We start from the raw sequence: 14,800 nt of genomic DNA, 5'->3' as shown, positions 1-14,800 counted from the left end.
GCATGAATCCACTGCTGTCCCTGCTCCCCGCGAGCAAAAAAAGGGGAATGAATGCAAGGCTGACTCAGCAATTTGCTTACATAAGCTCTCAGACGGGCGATCAGCCTTTATCATCTCATCACAGTCGTTTTATGTGTCGTTATGGCTATGGAAGGTCTGCCGAGTCTGCCAGCATGGGGGAAAGCGGACAGGATTTTGCCGCGGTACGTATTCATAAATCCGTCTGTTGTTTTGTCTTGTGTGATGGTGTCGGGCTCAGTTACCGAGGAGATTTTGCAGCCCGCTATCTGGGTTCTTCTTTACTGGATTGGATGGAACATAGGCAGGATCTGTCTGCTGATCAACTGAGGGTGTATCTTGAACGTTTGGCAGGTACAGCCGCAGAGGAACTGGAGCGGCAGCCTCTGGATCACGAATCAGGCTTAATGCGTTCGGTATTGGAAGATAAACGTCGTCAGGGAAGCCAGTCCATGTATATTTGCGGTAAAATCGAACTGCCGAAGCGAGGTAGCCGTGGCCGTCTCCGACTTGCCTGGCAAGGGGATTCACGTTTGCGATTATGGAACGGTGCGGAGGAAATCAGCGAACTGTTCGATCATACCTTCTCTACAGCGGAGCGCTGGTCTACAAGTCGTGGGCCGATTGGAGGTAAGCCTCATTGGTACGAAAGAAGCATCCCCGCAGATATGCCGATGAGATTACAGGTATATACGGACGGTTTATCCGATTTGGACCCCATTCGCGAGCCTGTCCCTGATGAGCAGATACAGGTATTGCTGGATGCATCCCATACCGGGGGACTTGATGATGATGCTGCATTTATTGAGCTGCAGTGGTAAATGAATAAGCAAAAGGACGTATGCATCCATACCGATGGTTGTATATCGTCCTTTTTTTGATGAACCCATAGAGAAGAATGAATTGTTAAGATATTTATGGAATACAACCGAGGTAGAAGAAGAAAAGATACGCTAATTGGCTTAAAAATCGTTCTTTTCACAAATATCGCAAAAGAATAGCAAAAAATGCGCAAAAATGGTGATTATAAAGTATATCCTTTTGGGTAATCTTGTGATTATACAGGTTACTGAAAGGGAGCGATACATATGAGCTACACATATGCAGGAGGCGCGCGCTTTGAAGGCAAAACTGCTCTGATCACAGGGGCTGGTTCTGGCATTGGCAAGGCAACGGCCATTCAAATGGCCAGAGAAGGAGCAAATGTCGCTCTTTTTGACGTAAGTAATGAGCGTATTTTGGAGACAGAAAGAGAAATTAATGCCTTACGAGAAGGGTCAGCGCGGGCATTTGACGTGGACATTGCCGATCCGGTGCGTGTGGAAAAAGCAGTTCTGGAAGCGGTTGAATTATTTGGCGGACTGCATATCATTTTTGCCAATGCGGGGATTAACGGGGTCGTCGGACCGATTGAGGATTTGAGCTTTGAGGATTGGCGGCAAACATTGTCCACGAATCTGGATGGTACTTTCCTGACGGTGAAGTATACAATACCACATTTGAAAAAGAACGGTGGCGGCAGTATTATCATTACCAGCTCCATTAATGGAAATCAGCGCTTTACCAGCTTTGGGATGTCAGCCTACAGCACATCGAAGGCGGGTCAAACCGGTTTTGCTAAAATGGCTGCGCTGGAGCTGGCCAAGTTCCGTATTCGTGTCAATGTCATCTATCCGGGTGCCATTTCGACGAATATTGATGAAACCACGGAGAAATCGGAAAGGTTAAAGCAGATTACCATCCCCGTCAAGTTTCCCGAAGGAGGGCAACCATTGGCTGATGGACCGGGTCAACCCGAGCAGGTAGCTGATTTGGTGACATTCTTGGCCTCTGATCATTCGCGTCATATTACTGGCGCACAAATTGTAATTGATGGGGCAGAGTCGTTATTGTTTTAGAAATAGAGCATTCTCTGGGACAGAGAAAAGTTTTATGGTATCCTGAGTGTATTATCTTGGTTGCGGTGCGAATGTGAAGCTCACATAAAAACCCCGGATCCTTCGCACCTCGAAATTTGTCGAAAAGCATTCGAATCAGTTTTCTTCGATAGAAGTCAATGGTTGATTCAAGCTTTTTTGGCATCGTTTTTTTCGAAAATGTATGGAATTGATATCATTAGGGTATTAATTCCTGCATTTTCGCTGTCGCACTCTATATGAGTGCGTGGATTGAAATATTATCCGGGCGCTTTATATCGGCTATGAAGTGGAGCGTCGCACTCTATATGAGTGCGTGGATTGAAATCTTGCTACTGCCCTTCGGAGTGACTTGAGCGGTAGTCGCACTCTATATGAGTGCGTGGATTGAAATCTTGCTACTGCCCTTCGGAGTGACTTGAGCGGTAGTCGCACTCTATATGAGTGCGTGGATTGAAATGTTGCTGGTAAGCGAGTAAACGGCATGCTGTTGAGTCGCACTCTATGTGAGTGAGTGGATTGAAATTTCACAAGTACCGCTCCCATGAAATGAATAGAAGACACGTTGCGGAATTGAACCGCGCAAGGGTTCTGACCAGGCTGTTATTGTTTTCACTGGTTAACTGGTTCCTTGCCGCCTGCACGTGCCGTAAAGCCCCGGAATAACTCGGGAAGTGACTCTGGATATTGCTGAATTACAGGAGCTCTGCTGCGATTTGTTTGAGCACTGGCGGTGTTGGGATGAGTTGGCCGTCACCTTTGTTGCCCTTGATGTAGGCTTTATCCTCGTGGGCATAATATACATCGCCTTGGCCCTCAACGACCGGGTAGCCGCTCTCATCATCAGTTAAAGATGTTTGCACGTGTTTGCCATGTTGTGCGGCGTGCTCCTCATCGTGCAAGCGCGGGATGCCGTCATTACTCAAAAATGCGAAACGTGGTTGTGTAGTAGACATAATCATGTCTTTCCTGAAATGATTTTGTTGAGAAATCAAAAAGGCCGACACATTGGCCGACCTGATTCACCGTGGCTCGAAAGCTGTGGTGTGTTCCTTATTTGATTTTCCATCCCTATATCCGCAAATCCAGCAGAGTCAGACTCACACGGATTAGAACCCTTTAAAGATGCTAGTACAAAAAGCGAATCGGAAATTGACGGTTATTTAAAACAAATGGGCTTTACTGACGAAGAATTAGGGTTCACTCCATTGGAATTAAAAAAGGACATTGCGAGTAACGGTGGCACTAAGATAAAAATTGAAGAGTTAGACCCTGAAGTTGTTATTAAAGATGAAAATGGCAAAACAGTTGCACCATCTGATAAAATTTCTACTCAAGATGTAAAAGATGGAATCTTCAAAATGTACGGATATGCATTTAAACTCGAATCTCCGAACAGTAAAGAAAATGCCTACCATGTTTATGCTTCTTATAACTGGGAAAGAGGTCCTTTGGCTTATTACACTGATACATTGGCAATGGCTTGGCAAAGTAAAGTTACTCCTTATCGTTCTCCATATAGTGTCCATAACTGGAGAAGCGGATCGCACCTTTATCAGTACGAAAACCAACTACAGAAACAACAAAACGAAGGTGACTCCTTTGAGGTAGATGTTTTAGGATATCCAGATCCGCAAGATGGATTTGCAAGACAAGAAGTAAGAGCTCCTAAATCAATTACTGGCCAAACAGGCTCAGTGGAAATTGCTTATGCTCACAAGACTATTCCTGGTGTGGCATTGGCGATACTTAACTATTTCAGCATAGACTTCTCTGGAGCAGGACAACAAGAGTACCAAGACAGATTCAATTTTACTTACTAAAATAATTCACAAAAAAATAAAGGTACCGGGATAATCTTTGCCCGGTACCTTTAAATAAGTTGGAGGTAATAAAAATGGTCTATCTATATATGCTTGTCAGTCTCATAGTGTTTTATCTCGTAGTTTTCATTCTATCTCTGTTCAATATTAATATAATTAAAGGTGATGAGACTACCTATATTTTACTGGTCCTCATAATCGGAATCCTTCTTCACAATTCTGAAAACAAACAAAGATAAGTAGTCGTACACCAATAAATTCGGCTATATAACCTCTCTACATACCCCACCTAATATACTTCGCATCCAGTTCTGCCTCCTTGTCCACGTTGTATGTGGCGATTTCCTCTGTCTGCTTGCTGATCGCATTTGTAGATTGATGTTCTCTATATGAATACGCCTAAGTGGTTGCTGCTTCCGACGAACAGAACCGATCTGACGATACTGCCGAACTGTCTCCAAATATTCCTCCACCGCAAGGCGGGTGGCTTTTTCGTCGACCGGCAGAATATTGAACGTTAATTGTAAGTTGTTTTTTCTTCTTTTCCCCAATGTAATCTCCTCACCGTGTTATAATTTGGTGAAGGTTTGAAACTACTGACCCCCGCGGGCCCGGCCAAGGAATGCGGGGGAATAAGGCAAGAATATGAGGGTGTACAGGGGATAAAATGTGGAAGAACCACCGAAGGATGAAAAATCCTGTGCGGTGGTTCTTTTTTTTCACTCGTCTTGTATGCCATCATTATAGGGGGAGGCGATGAAGGATGTTCCAGGATTTCAAGCTCGTCAGTGACCGCCCGGTCTCGATACAAGTAAAAGAATACGTCAATCGTTTAATTATAAAAGGGGCGCTTCAGGCGGATCAGAAGCTGCCCTCCACACGAGAAATGAGCGTTCTGCTTAAGGTGAGCCGCAATACAGTCATTGCAGCCTATGAAGGCTTGGAAGATGACGGATTTACGTATGCGATTCCCGGAAAGGGTAGTTATGTGGCCGCCATGGTGGGTCAGTCGGCCGTAGATAACGGAGGATCTGACGGCTCTGCCACTTGGGAGATCGACTGGAAGGCAAGAATGAACGAGTATGCTGTATCAGCTGTTGACCTGGATATGATGAAGCAGGGCATTCGTGCCCAAAAGGGAACCATCTCGTTCACAAGCATCGCTCCGGATGAGCAGCTGTTTGATCTGGGGGATGTAAGGCGAGCTTTTATGGACCGGATGGCAATCGAAGGGCAGGTGCTGCTCAACTACGGCTATGCCAAGGGCTACAAGCCGCTGATTGATTACCTGATGCATTATATGGAGAACAAGGGCGTCGATATAAGCGGCAAAGATATGCTGATTACAGGCGGGTTTACAGAAGGCTTTGACATTGTGCTGTCGGCTTTACGCCCTTCTGCACGCCGCGGAGCGGCAATTTGTGAAAATCCGACCCATCACACAGCGATCAAAAATTTGAAGTTGCAAGGATTTGAGATTACCGGCATTCCGATGGAGCGTGACGGTATTGATGTGGAGCGGCTAGAAGCGGTACTGCAGACGAATAGCTTCGATCTGGCCTATTTGACTCCTTCCTATCACAATCCGACAGGCATCGTCATGTCGCCGGCAAAGCGCAGCGCCGTTATGAAATTAATGACGCGCTATCAGATTCCGGTGATCGAGGATGGATTCAATGAGGAGCTGCGATACTCGGGAGCGCATGTTGCGCCATTAATAGCGACAGCAGGGCAAGGGAACGGAGTAATCTATATTGGCAGCTTCTCCAAGGTGCTGTTCCCTGGCTTGCGAGTAGGCTGGGTGCTTGGAGACCGAGCGCTGATTGACACTCTGGAAAGCATTAAGCGTGCGCGCACCATTCATACCTCAACAATCGATCAATCGATTTTATACCAATATATGCTTAATGGAAATTTCGATAAACACGTAAAAAAAGCACGTACAGAGTATAAGCGAAAATATGAGTTGACAAAGGCATGCTGTGAAGCACATCTTCCTGAGGCGCAGGTGTCTGGTGACGGGGGCTTGCATTTGTTCCTTACCTTCCCGACAAGCGTAAATACACGCCAGCTGCTAGAAGCTTGCACAGAACAGGGCGCCATATTTACACCGGGAGACAAGTTTTTTATTCAAGAAGGCGAAGGGACGAATACATTGCGGCTTGGGTTTTCACGAGTAACGGATGAAAATATCAAACGGGGTATTCAAATAATCGGCAAACAGACGCGTAACTTTCTTAAGGCATAATGATTTGAAAAGAGCTATAGAGACGGAATATTGTTCTGGAGAAGCACCAGCGATCGGAAGAACAACCCGTAACCACATAATGATTTTGAAGAAAAATGAGGTGTCATGATGAAAATTGGCGTTATTATGGGCGGTATTTCCTCTGAGCGTGAGATTTCTCTACAGACAGGTCAAGAGATGATCAATCATTTGGATCGCAGTCGTTATGAAGTGGTTCCAATGGTGATCGAGCAGCGAGCGGATTTAATCGCGCAGGTCCAGCAGGCAGGCATCGGTATCGCGCTGCTGGCACTGCATGGTCAGTATGGCGAGGACGGCACGGTGCAGGGAGCGCTGGAGACGCTGGGCATTCCCTACACAGGCAGTGGTGTCCTGGCAAGCAGCTTATGCATGAATAAGCAGTTGTCCAAGACGCTGCTGAATGCAGCGGGTGTGCATACGCCTGCAGGCCTTTGCTGGCAGGGGATGAACGATTATGATTCGCAGGTGGTGGAGCGTTTGGGCTACCCGATTATTGTGAAGCCGAATACGGGGGGATCAAGCATCGGCATCCAGCTTGTACAGAATGAGAAGGAGCTGCTGCCGGCTGTTCAGGAGGCTTGCAGCTTGGATCAAGCGATCTTGATTGAGCCCTATTATAAAGGGACGGAGATTACCTGCTCGATCGTGGATGGCGAGGTATTGCCGATTATTAGCATTAGCTCCGTTCGTTCGAAGTGGTTCGACTACAAAGCGAAATATGAGGTCGGCGGCGCTGAGGAGAAGGTGATCAAGCTTCCCCCCGTTATTGAGCAGCGTGTGCGCGAGACGGCACTGGCCAGCTACCGGCTACTGCAATGCAAGGTCTATGCAAGGGTCGATATGATTTTGTGTCAGGATAGGCCTTACGTGCTGGAAGTGAACACATTACCGGGAATGACCGCCAACAGCCTGCTTCCGAAGAGTGCGGCAGCTGCGGGTATAACCTTTACACAGCTGCTGGACCATATTATTACCAGCTCGCTCCATGAGCGGAAACAGGAATGGGGGATGGCGTAATATGTTTGGTGAAAAGGGTACAGGGTGGTTTGTATCCTCGCGCGTACGGGATATTCGGCCATCGGGAATTCGCGCTTTTTTTGATCTGAATGCAGCAGGCGGAGATACAATCGCCCTTGGGGTCGGAGAGCCTGATTTCGTTACACCGGAAAAGGTACGTGAAGCTTGCATTCAGGCATTGCGTGAAGGGCAAACGAAATATACTTCGAATGCCGGCTTGATGGAGCTGCGGGAGGAGATCTCTGCTTATTTTTCCGGCAGCTTCGCGCTTTCCTATGACCCCGAGCAGGAAATGATCGTGACGGTGGGGAGTAGTGAAGCCGTCGACCTGGCGCTGCGAGCAGTGATCGATCCGGGTGACGAGGTGCTAATTCCGGCACCAAGCTATATTGCCTATGAACCCATTACCCATCTGCATGGCGGTAAAATTGTAGAGGTGGCGGCTACGGCAGAGGAGCAGTTCAAGCTGACCCCGCAAGCGCTGCAAGCGGCAATTACGCCTCATTCAAAGGCTTTAATGATCAATTATCCGTGTAATCCGACTGGAACAGTTATGACGAAGCAGGATTGGCTGCCGATTACAGAGCTCATTATCAAACATAATCTGGTCGTCATTTCGGATGAAGTGTATGCCGAACTGACTTACGGGAGAAAGCATGTCAGTATCGCCTCTTTGCCGGGCATGAAGGAGCGTACGATTGTCATCAGCGGTTTTTCCAAAGCATTTGCGATGACAGGCTGGCGGGTAGGCTATGCGTGCGGTCCGCATGAGCTGATTGCCGGCATGCTGAAAATCCACCAGTACACAGCCATGTGTGCGCCCACCATTGCACAGATTGCCGCGCTGGAATCATTGCGTCATGGCTTGGCTGCCAAGGATGAGATGATGGCGAGCTACAACGAACGTCGCAAGCTGTTTGTGGCCGGCTTGAATGCAATCGGGCTTGCTTGTCATGAGCCTGAAGGGGCTTTCTATGCCTTCCCTTCAATTACTTCTAGTGGCATGTCATCTGAGCAGTTTGCACTTCGTATGCTGAAGGAAGCGAAGGTGGCGGTCGTACCGGGACATGTATTCGGATCAGGCGGAGAGGGCTTTATTCGCTGCTCATATGCAGCCTCGTTCGTCGATTTGGAGAAGGCGCTGGAACGGATGGGAAGGTTTATGCAGGTAATGCAGCCGGTATGATGAACAGGGTTAATAACTCAACTTTTGCCGAACGTCTTCATAAAATATTTACAAATACCTTTATGATTTTCGAAAACATAAAGGTATTTTTCTGATCAATGTAGTCGATATTTCCGGATGTATTTACCCAAAGCCAGAACGTTCAGCTTTGGTGTTAACTGGTGGAACCCTGCTTTTAAATGCGCTATCGATGAATTAAATATATTCGAATGTGCGCTTCCTCCTTCACAGGTGGCAGAACTGGCAGAGGTGAAATAAGTCCAGGCAGGTATTTGTTGCTAAGACAAAAAGCGAGTCTGTCCAGGTGCGAATGTGAAGCTCACATGAATTCTCCGAGAGATTCGCACCTCAGATTTTGTCGAATTATATCGAATGTGAACAAATTTTAAACGATCGCAAGAGGATGAGGTAATATTAGATGCGTTTTTGCCAAAGTAACGCTAGAATGTTACTTAAATAGGGGGCATTTGACCCATTTTCGCTGTCGCACTCTATATGAGTGCGTGGATTGAAATTGTCATAAGCGAGTTTGATGTGTGGGGTAGCGTGCGTCGCACTCTATATGAGTGCGTGGATTGAAATCGGCATGATTGGCTCGGTCTTCGGCTCTTTCTTTTTAGTCGCACTCTATATGAGTGCGTGGATTGAAATTTTACCGTGTAACTATAATCATCGTCTCTTTTCTCGTCGCACTCTATATGAGTGCGTGGATTGAAATCTTGGTCTCGGGAAATCCCATAGGAACCACCATCTTGGTCGCACTCTGTATGGAGTGCGTGGATTGAAATCACCATGATTCACCGTGTCGTTTACTGCGATCGTTGTCGCACTCTGTATGGAGTGTGTGGATTGAAATTAAAGCGTTATGCAGCGATTTTGTTGGGCTACGCAATAGGTATAGGGTTATTTTACGCTTTGGGATATCAGATGAGCGCTATGGGAATCTATGCAATTTTGACAGGAATTGTGATTGGAGAAATAATCAACTTCGCATTATCAAAGCGAGAGAAATGACCTATGTATCCCTTGATTGCATCAACATCAGGGGATTTTTCATGTAATTAAAAGGTCCAACAGAGTTTCTGCATGGGGCCTCTTTATCATTTGCTGGTGATGACATAGGGAAATGAATCCGTCATGTCAACATTGTGAAACCTTTTACTAGGAACCATTCAATGATTTCAGGATGTCGCTTGTTCAATATGTCTCAATATGTGTGAGTTATGCTGAATTTTCGTTATAAACATTAGTTGCATAATATATTGACAGATGGTTAATTATGGAGAAAAATAGAGGGTTATTTTTAAAATAATGGAATTTTTATGTGAAGGGTGGTTATGACTTGAAGCATACACCTACGATTTCAGCGGAGTTTGAGGATTATCTAAAACAAAATGATATGACGTTGAGTCAATTTGCCGAATATTCAGGGGTTCATCAAAGAACGCTTAGTAATTGGATTACTCAGCATCGTCCTGTTTCCGTACAGCAGCTAGACCGAATTACTGCGGCTATGGATTTGCCAGAAGGCTATTTTTACGATCTATACATAGAAAATTACATCATTGAGCTTTCTCCGAATTTTAGGCGAATCGAGCCATTATTGTATCGTTGTGCGGAGCTGGACAAGCTGGATGCAATCCGTCGAATGGTTGGACATATCATGGATAATCCGCTGTATGCATCCAGGCTATTTGATGTTGCAGAAGCATTATTTGAACAGGGACGATATGCTGCTGCGCTGCCTCTCTATGAGAATGTCGCAGAAGTGGAGAAATATCAGCATTCTGAACGCTTGGCCACCTGCCAATATCGTATATTCACGATTCAAGTTGGAGATGATCAAAGCCGAAATCTCAAGGTAGCAACGCTATTTGAACCCTTCATGGAGCGACTGGATGAAATAGATCAACTTGATGCCCTAAAAGATTTAGCGAATGTGTATCGTTCTTTGCGCTTATGGGATCGGCTTGATGCGACAGCTCGAAAAATGAGAGATAAAGCGGAAATCCAATATTCGATGAAGCATCAGCAGAAGAAGCGAGAGGGTTCTGGCAAGAAAACAAAGTGTCCGTTATTCGCATACATTACTTATGCTGATTTACTGTGCGCCAGTGTCTGTGAAGCTCAAGGTGATTATCAACAAGCCCTACAATATACATACGCCTACGCAAACTTGGATTGGGTCATAGAGACGGATGAGAACACTCAACACTGGGTCAACTTGTACAAACATTGGTCAGAAGGTAATACGTATGTAAATAAACTATTGTCCGGAGATATGAGTGTGCTTCCTAATTATGTTGAATATATTAGTGTATCATCAAATACCACTAAAGAAATGGTTACTCAATTATTGAATATTATGGTGGCGGCTAACCGATTTCAAGTTGATGTGGATGAAATACTTCAGCAGTTCGAAACGGAGATAGATTCGATCACCCAACAGCAACCATCTGCTGATATGTACACTCATCAAGTGGTTCCAGAACAATCAACGCGTTTTAAATATGAACTGGCTAAATACTACTTAAATAAAGGCAATTACTCATATGGATTTAAATACTTACTAGACGTTTTATCTATATCATTAGTCATTAACAAAGAAGCCTTTTTCATTAGCTGTATAAGATTATTTGAGCAGTTCAAACAATTTGCAGACTTTAGAATGTGTACAAAGTATGAAAGTTTAGTTAGAGAAGGGCGAAAAGAAAGATTATTTTATTATTAATAGTTATTAATCATTTCTCAGTGTTGATTCCAAGTTGAATAAAATAAAATATATATGGAAAACGAAGAAGGTAGAATGTTACTGTGCAAGTAAAGCGGTCGCTTTTGCCACGAATTTTAACCTTCATCGGACTTTTTTTAGGAAATCCGGTGGCGGTGGGAAACACCATCCGACTGCGCAGTGGAGCATAGGTAACTTTTAAGTTCAGTTTGAAGGAGTTTTCTTATCATTTACCAAGTAAACATAAAACGCCAAAAAAGTGCCTCTGGAATGCTCCAGAAGCACTTTTTTTGTCGAGCCAATTTTCAAAAAATCCAAAAGTTTACGTTTTTGCATTAGGATATGACACAGAAGGGGGAATCATGCTGATGAATCAAGGTGTGACTTTACTTCGTGTCGAACGGGCCAGAAAAAGACTGTACCAAGTCCAGAAGAAATACGGATTTTTAACGCATCCCAAAGTGATTGAACAATCCATGAAACTGGATGAACTATTGAATCAATACCAAATATACAAAATGAAATCTTAGCAAATGAGTTCATGACATGTTGCTAAAGGAAGAGCGTGAAATCCAATCTCCAATCTCCAAACCCCAATCAAAATTCTAAATCCTAAATCCTAAATCCTAAATCCTAAATCCTAAATCCTAAATCCTATACTATGAAGAGGTGATAACGTTGTTGAACAAACGAAATCCTGTAACCCCCTTTTGGTTGGAAAATCAAAGAAAAGCTAGTCGAGAGGCAAATGGATCAGAGAACATTTTGTGATACCTATCATATTCCTGCTAGCCGCTTGTCCAATCTCATTCATGGAACACGTAAGGCCAAAAAATATAGAGTACAAGTATGTCAATTGCTTGGGATCGAAGAATAACCCCCTCTCTCCTTTATGGATACAGGACATCCTAATGATATGTAGGCTACAGTGGCAATGGACCCCTTGTTTATTTAAAATAGATTGTACATAGGATGCTTATACAAGGAGTGGATAGGATCGATGGGGATGTTCTCCAGAATGGCAGAGCAGAAGATTGCCGAGGCGATGGCCAAAGGTGAGTTTGATCATTTACCGGGAGAGGGCAAGCCACTGGTGATCGAGGATTTGTCACATGTTCCAGAGGAGCTGCGGATGTCGTACAAGCTGTTGAAGAATGCAGGCATTTTACCGGAAGAACTTCAGTTACAAAAGGAATGTGTTCAGCTACGTGATTTGCTTCACGCTTGTCATGAGGCAGGAGAGCAACAACGGATCAGTCGCAGGCTGACTGAAAAATCACTTCGTCTCCGTATGCTGCTGGAGGAAAGAGGGCTGAATACGTCGTCTGTATTTTATGAATATGAGTCCGCTATACGTAAGCGACTGGAGGAATAGAAGCGAGAGGAGCAAAGGGCGGATGCCCCTGCCCGTACACTTTAATCTCCGTGCTTTACCTCATTACCGTTGCAGTGCAGATAATCTCGTGAGGCATTGTTTCGTCAGAATGACGGGTTCTTTGGGCAGCTTGTCCAAATGAAAGTCATCGATTAAATCCACAGCCTTCACAGGCTCAGGTGAATCCAGCAACCCGGAAAAATAGGCGAGCCAGCCAATGACCGCTTCCGGTGAGATACCTTGTCGACGCATGGCCCGGAGTGCTACGCCACCATGTCGCTTGGCCAGCCTTCGTCCATCAGGGCCCAGAACAAGGGGAACGTGTGCGAAGCGTGGCGGCTGCAAGCCTAGAGCTTGGTACAGCAATAGCTGACGGGGTGTCGAATCGAGAAGATCATATCCGCGCAGTACGTCGGTCATATGCATATCCGCATCATCGACAACGACAGCCAGCTGATAGGAAAACATGCCGTCGGCTCGTTTGACGATAAAATCGCCCCCCTCAGCCGCACCAAAGGCCACATGACCTGCTACCTGATCATGAAACGAAATAACGGCATCTGGATGTTGCGGCACTTTAAAGCGAAGTGAAGGGAGTTTATGTTGTGCTTTGGCTACGACATCTTGAGAGCTAAGGTTACGACATGCCCCCGAATACGCAGGCCCTTCACCAGACAGTCCATGTGGAGCATGGGCGGCGGCCAGAATGTCGGCCCGACTGCAAAAACAAGGATACAGTAAATCTTGCCTCTGTAGTTTCTCCAATGCAGACTGGTAGCGTTCCAGCCGCTGGCTTTGAGTGTAGGGGCCGTAGGGACCGCCTACGTCGGGTCCTTCGTCCCAATTCAGCCCGATCCAGCGCAAGTCTTCCATAATCCCTTGCGCCAACTGGCTGCGAGCTCGCGTCATATCAATATCTTCCATGCGCAAAATATAGGTTCCGCCCAGGGAACGAACGTGCAGCCAGGATAATAAGGCAGTACGAGCGTTTCCTAAGTGTATCCATCCCGATGGTGTTGGGGCAAATCGTCCTCTGATGGGTTGGACCTGTAATTCCATACGAAAGTGACCTCGATTCTATGTTCCGTCCTTCAGCAATCCATATCAACTATATTATAAAACGATCTTGCCGCGAGTGCATCCCGACAGGTATAGGAGTTAACACAAGAAACTTACATAGCCGCGATGGCCAGACGGGAAATTAAAATATCTGTATAATAGATTTAGAAGAATTATGCACGACAGACCGAAGAGAAGTCCCAGAGGGGCAGCTTAACCTTTTCTATTCAGTGCTCGATAATTACAGGTAATGAAAAATTCACAATAATAAAGGAATTAAAACTTAGATTCTACGCATCAAGCGTATCATTGGAGAGATTTCATTGACAGATAAACAACTGCCTATTATGCAAGTGATCCCCGAGCTTAAACATGCGCTGCAATCCCATTCGGCTGCGGTACTGATTGCACAGCCGGGAGCGGGGAAAACGACGGTAACACCTCTGGAGCTACTGCATGAGCCGTGGCTGGCAGGGCAAAAGATGATTATGCTGGAGCCGAGGCGTTTGGCAGCGCGTGCAGCAGCAGCGCAAATGGCAAAAGCGCTCGGAGAGCCCACCGGGAAGACCGTGGGTTACCGGGTTCGTATGGATACAAAAGTAGGGCCAAACACGCGGATTGAAGTGGTTACGGAGGGCGTGCTGACCCGGATGTTGCAACATGATCAGGCGTTGGAGGGAGTCGGCCTGATTATTTTTGATGAGTTTCATGAACGCAGCCTGCATGCAGATTTGGGATTGGCACTTGCCCTGCAAAGCCAGGCGCTGCTGCGACCGGATTTGAAGATATTGATCATGTCTGCCACCCTGGAGGCAGAGCCTGTATGCAGACTATTAGGGGATGCGCCATTGCTGGAATGTCCCGGCACTGTATTTCCGGTAGAAACCATGCATATGTCCAAGCCTTCATCAATTACATTAGAGTCCTTTACGGCTGAGACGATAGAACAGGCGCTTCATGCTCATGAAGGCGATCTGCTGGTGTTTTTGCCAGGGGCTAGAGAAATTCATAGAACGGAACGAGAATTGGCTTCAAGGCATTTGCCAGCACACGTCAAGGTAATTCCGCTGTACGGCAGCATGAAGCTAGAGCAGCAAGATGAGGCAATACGACCATCGGCTTTGGGCAGTCGAAAAGTGGTATTGGCCACCTCGATTGCGGAGTCTAGCTTGACCATCGCCGGAATCACGGTGGTGATCGACAGCGGACTATCGCGGGAGTCTGTATTTTCCGCGCGAACCGGCATGAGCCGTTTGACCACGGTCAAAGTGTCCAAGGCCTCCGCCGATCAGCGGCGCGGACGGGCGGGCCGCCTCCAGCCGGGCGTATGCTACCGGCTGTGGAGTGCGCAGGAGCAAGCCGCGCTCTCCGATGCCAGCCGCCCGGAAATCGCCGCGGCGGATCTG

13 protein-coding genes and 1 pseudogene are annotated in these 14,800 nt (G+C 46.3%); 12 read left to right on the top strand and 2 right to left on the bottom strand.

Features of this window, described 5'->3' with window-relative positions:
* The first annotated feature begins 2 nt into the window (after positions 1-2).
* Both AC6EJC_RS17545 and AC6EJC_RS17540 read left to right on the top strand, forming a co-directional pair.
* Positions 3-839, top strand: a complete 837-nt coding sequence (locus AC6EJC_RS17545) for a hypothetical protein (RefSeq protein WP_444955078.1) — start codon at positions 3-5, stop codon at positions 837-839.
* Between the two features lie 267 nt (positions 840-1,106).
* Positions 1,107-1,916: an SDR family oxidoreductase gene (locus AC6EJC_RS17540; protein ID WP_444955077.1), complete on the top strand. Its 810-nt coding sequence runs from the start codon at positions 1,107-1,109 to the stop codon at positions 1,914-1,916.
* Positions 1,917-2,629: 713 nt separating this feature from the next.
* Here the strand turns inward: AC6EJC_RS17540 and AC6EJC_RS17535 are convergent.
* Positions 2,630-2,890 (bottom strand): hypothetical protein, encoded by a 261-nt coding sequence (locus AC6EJC_RS17535; RefSeq protein ID WP_444955076.1) that lies wholly within the window; start codon positions 2,888-2,890, stop codon positions 2,630-2,632.
* 252 nt (positions 2,891-3,142) lie between these two features.
* On the opposite strand from AC6EJC_RS17535, the gene AC6EJC_RS17530 reads away from it, so the two are divergent.
* The 9 genes and pseudogenes from AC6EJC_RS17530 (at position 3,143) to AC6EJC_RS17490 (ending at position 12,335) form a co-directional block, all read left to right on the top strand.
* Positions 3,143-3,757, top strand: coding sequence for a hypothetical protein (locus AC6EJC_RS17530; RefSeq protein ID WP_444955075.1), 615 nt, complete (start codon positions 3,143-3,145; stop codon positions 3,755-3,757).
* 763 nt (positions 3,758-4,520) lie between these two features.
* Positions 4,521-6,005 carry an aminotransferase-like domain-containing protein gene (locus AC6EJC_RS17525; protein WP_444955074.1) on the top strand — a complete coding sequence of 495 codons (1,485 nt, stop codon included), beginning with the start codon at positions 4,521-4,523 and terminating at the stop codon, positions 6,003-6,005.
* Between the two features lie 108 nt (positions 6,006-6,113).
* The gene (locus tag AC6EJC_RS17520; RefSeq protein ID WP_444955175.1) at positions 6,114-7,043 is read left to right on the top strand and encodes a D-alanine--D-alanine ligase; all 930 of its coding nucleotides are present in this window, start codon (positions 6,114-6,116) and stop codon (positions 7,041-7,043) included.
* Between the two features lies 1 nt (position 7,044).
* A complete protein-coding gene (locus AC6EJC_RS17515) occupies positions 7,045-8,229 on the top strand; it encodes an aminotransferase class I/II-fold pyridoxal phosphate-dependent enzyme (protein WP_444955073.1) in 1,185 nt (394 codons plus the stop codon).
* 849 nt (positions 8,230-9,078) lie between these two features.
* Positions 9,079-9,243, top strand: a complete 165-nt coding sequence (locus AC6EJC_RS17510; RefSeq protein ID WP_444955072.1) for a hypothetical protein — start codon at positions 9,079-9,081, stop codon at positions 9,241-9,243.
* Between the two features lie 328 nt (positions 9,244-9,571).
* Positions 9,572-10,960 carry a helix-turn-helix domain-containing protein gene (locus tag AC6EJC_RS17505; RefSeq protein WP_444955071.1) on the top strand — a complete coding sequence of 463 codons (1,389 nt, stop codon included), beginning with the start codon at positions 9,572-9,574 and terminating at the stop codon, positions 10,958-10,960.
* Positions 10,961-11,322: 362 nt separating this feature from the next.
* Positions 11,323-11,490, top strand: a complete 168-nt coding sequence (locus AC6EJC_RS17500; RefSeq protein WP_444955070.1) for an aspartyl-phosphate phosphatase Spo0E family protein — start codon at positions 11,323-11,325, stop codon at positions 11,488-11,490.
* Between the two features lie 151 nt (positions 11,491-11,641).
* Positions 11,642-11,837, top strand: a pseudogene (locus tag AC6EJC_RS17495) (XRE family transcriptional regulator).
* A gap of 123 nt (positions 11,838-11,960) precedes the next feature.
* Positions 11,961-12,335, top strand: coding sequence for a DnaJ family domain-containing protein (locus AC6EJC_RS17490; RefSeq protein ID WP_444955069.1), 375 nt, complete (start codon positions 11,961-11,963; stop codon positions 12,333-12,335).
* A 63-nt stretch (positions 12,336-12,398) separates the two neighbouring features.
* Here the strand turns inward: AC6EJC_RS17490 and gluQRS are convergent, their stop codons facing one another.
* Positions 12,399-13,394, bottom strand: a complete 996-nt coding sequence (gene gluQRS / locus AC6EJC_RS17485) for a tRNA glutamyl-Q(34) synthetase GluQRS (protein ID WP_444955068.1) — start codon at positions 13,392-13,394, stop codon at positions 12,399-12,401.
* Positions 13,395-13,717: 323 nt separating this feature from the next.
* On the opposite strand from gluQRS, the gene AC6EJC_RS17480 reads away from it, so the two are divergent.
* Positions 13,718-14,800: helicase-related protein (locus AC6EJC_RS17480; protein WP_444955067.1), on the top strand; the 1,083-nt coding region annotated here is incomplete at its 3' end.

The organism is Paenibacillus sp. TY11 (assembly GCF_059772165.1).
This window is presented reverse-complemented; position numbering and strand designations above follow the sequence as displayed.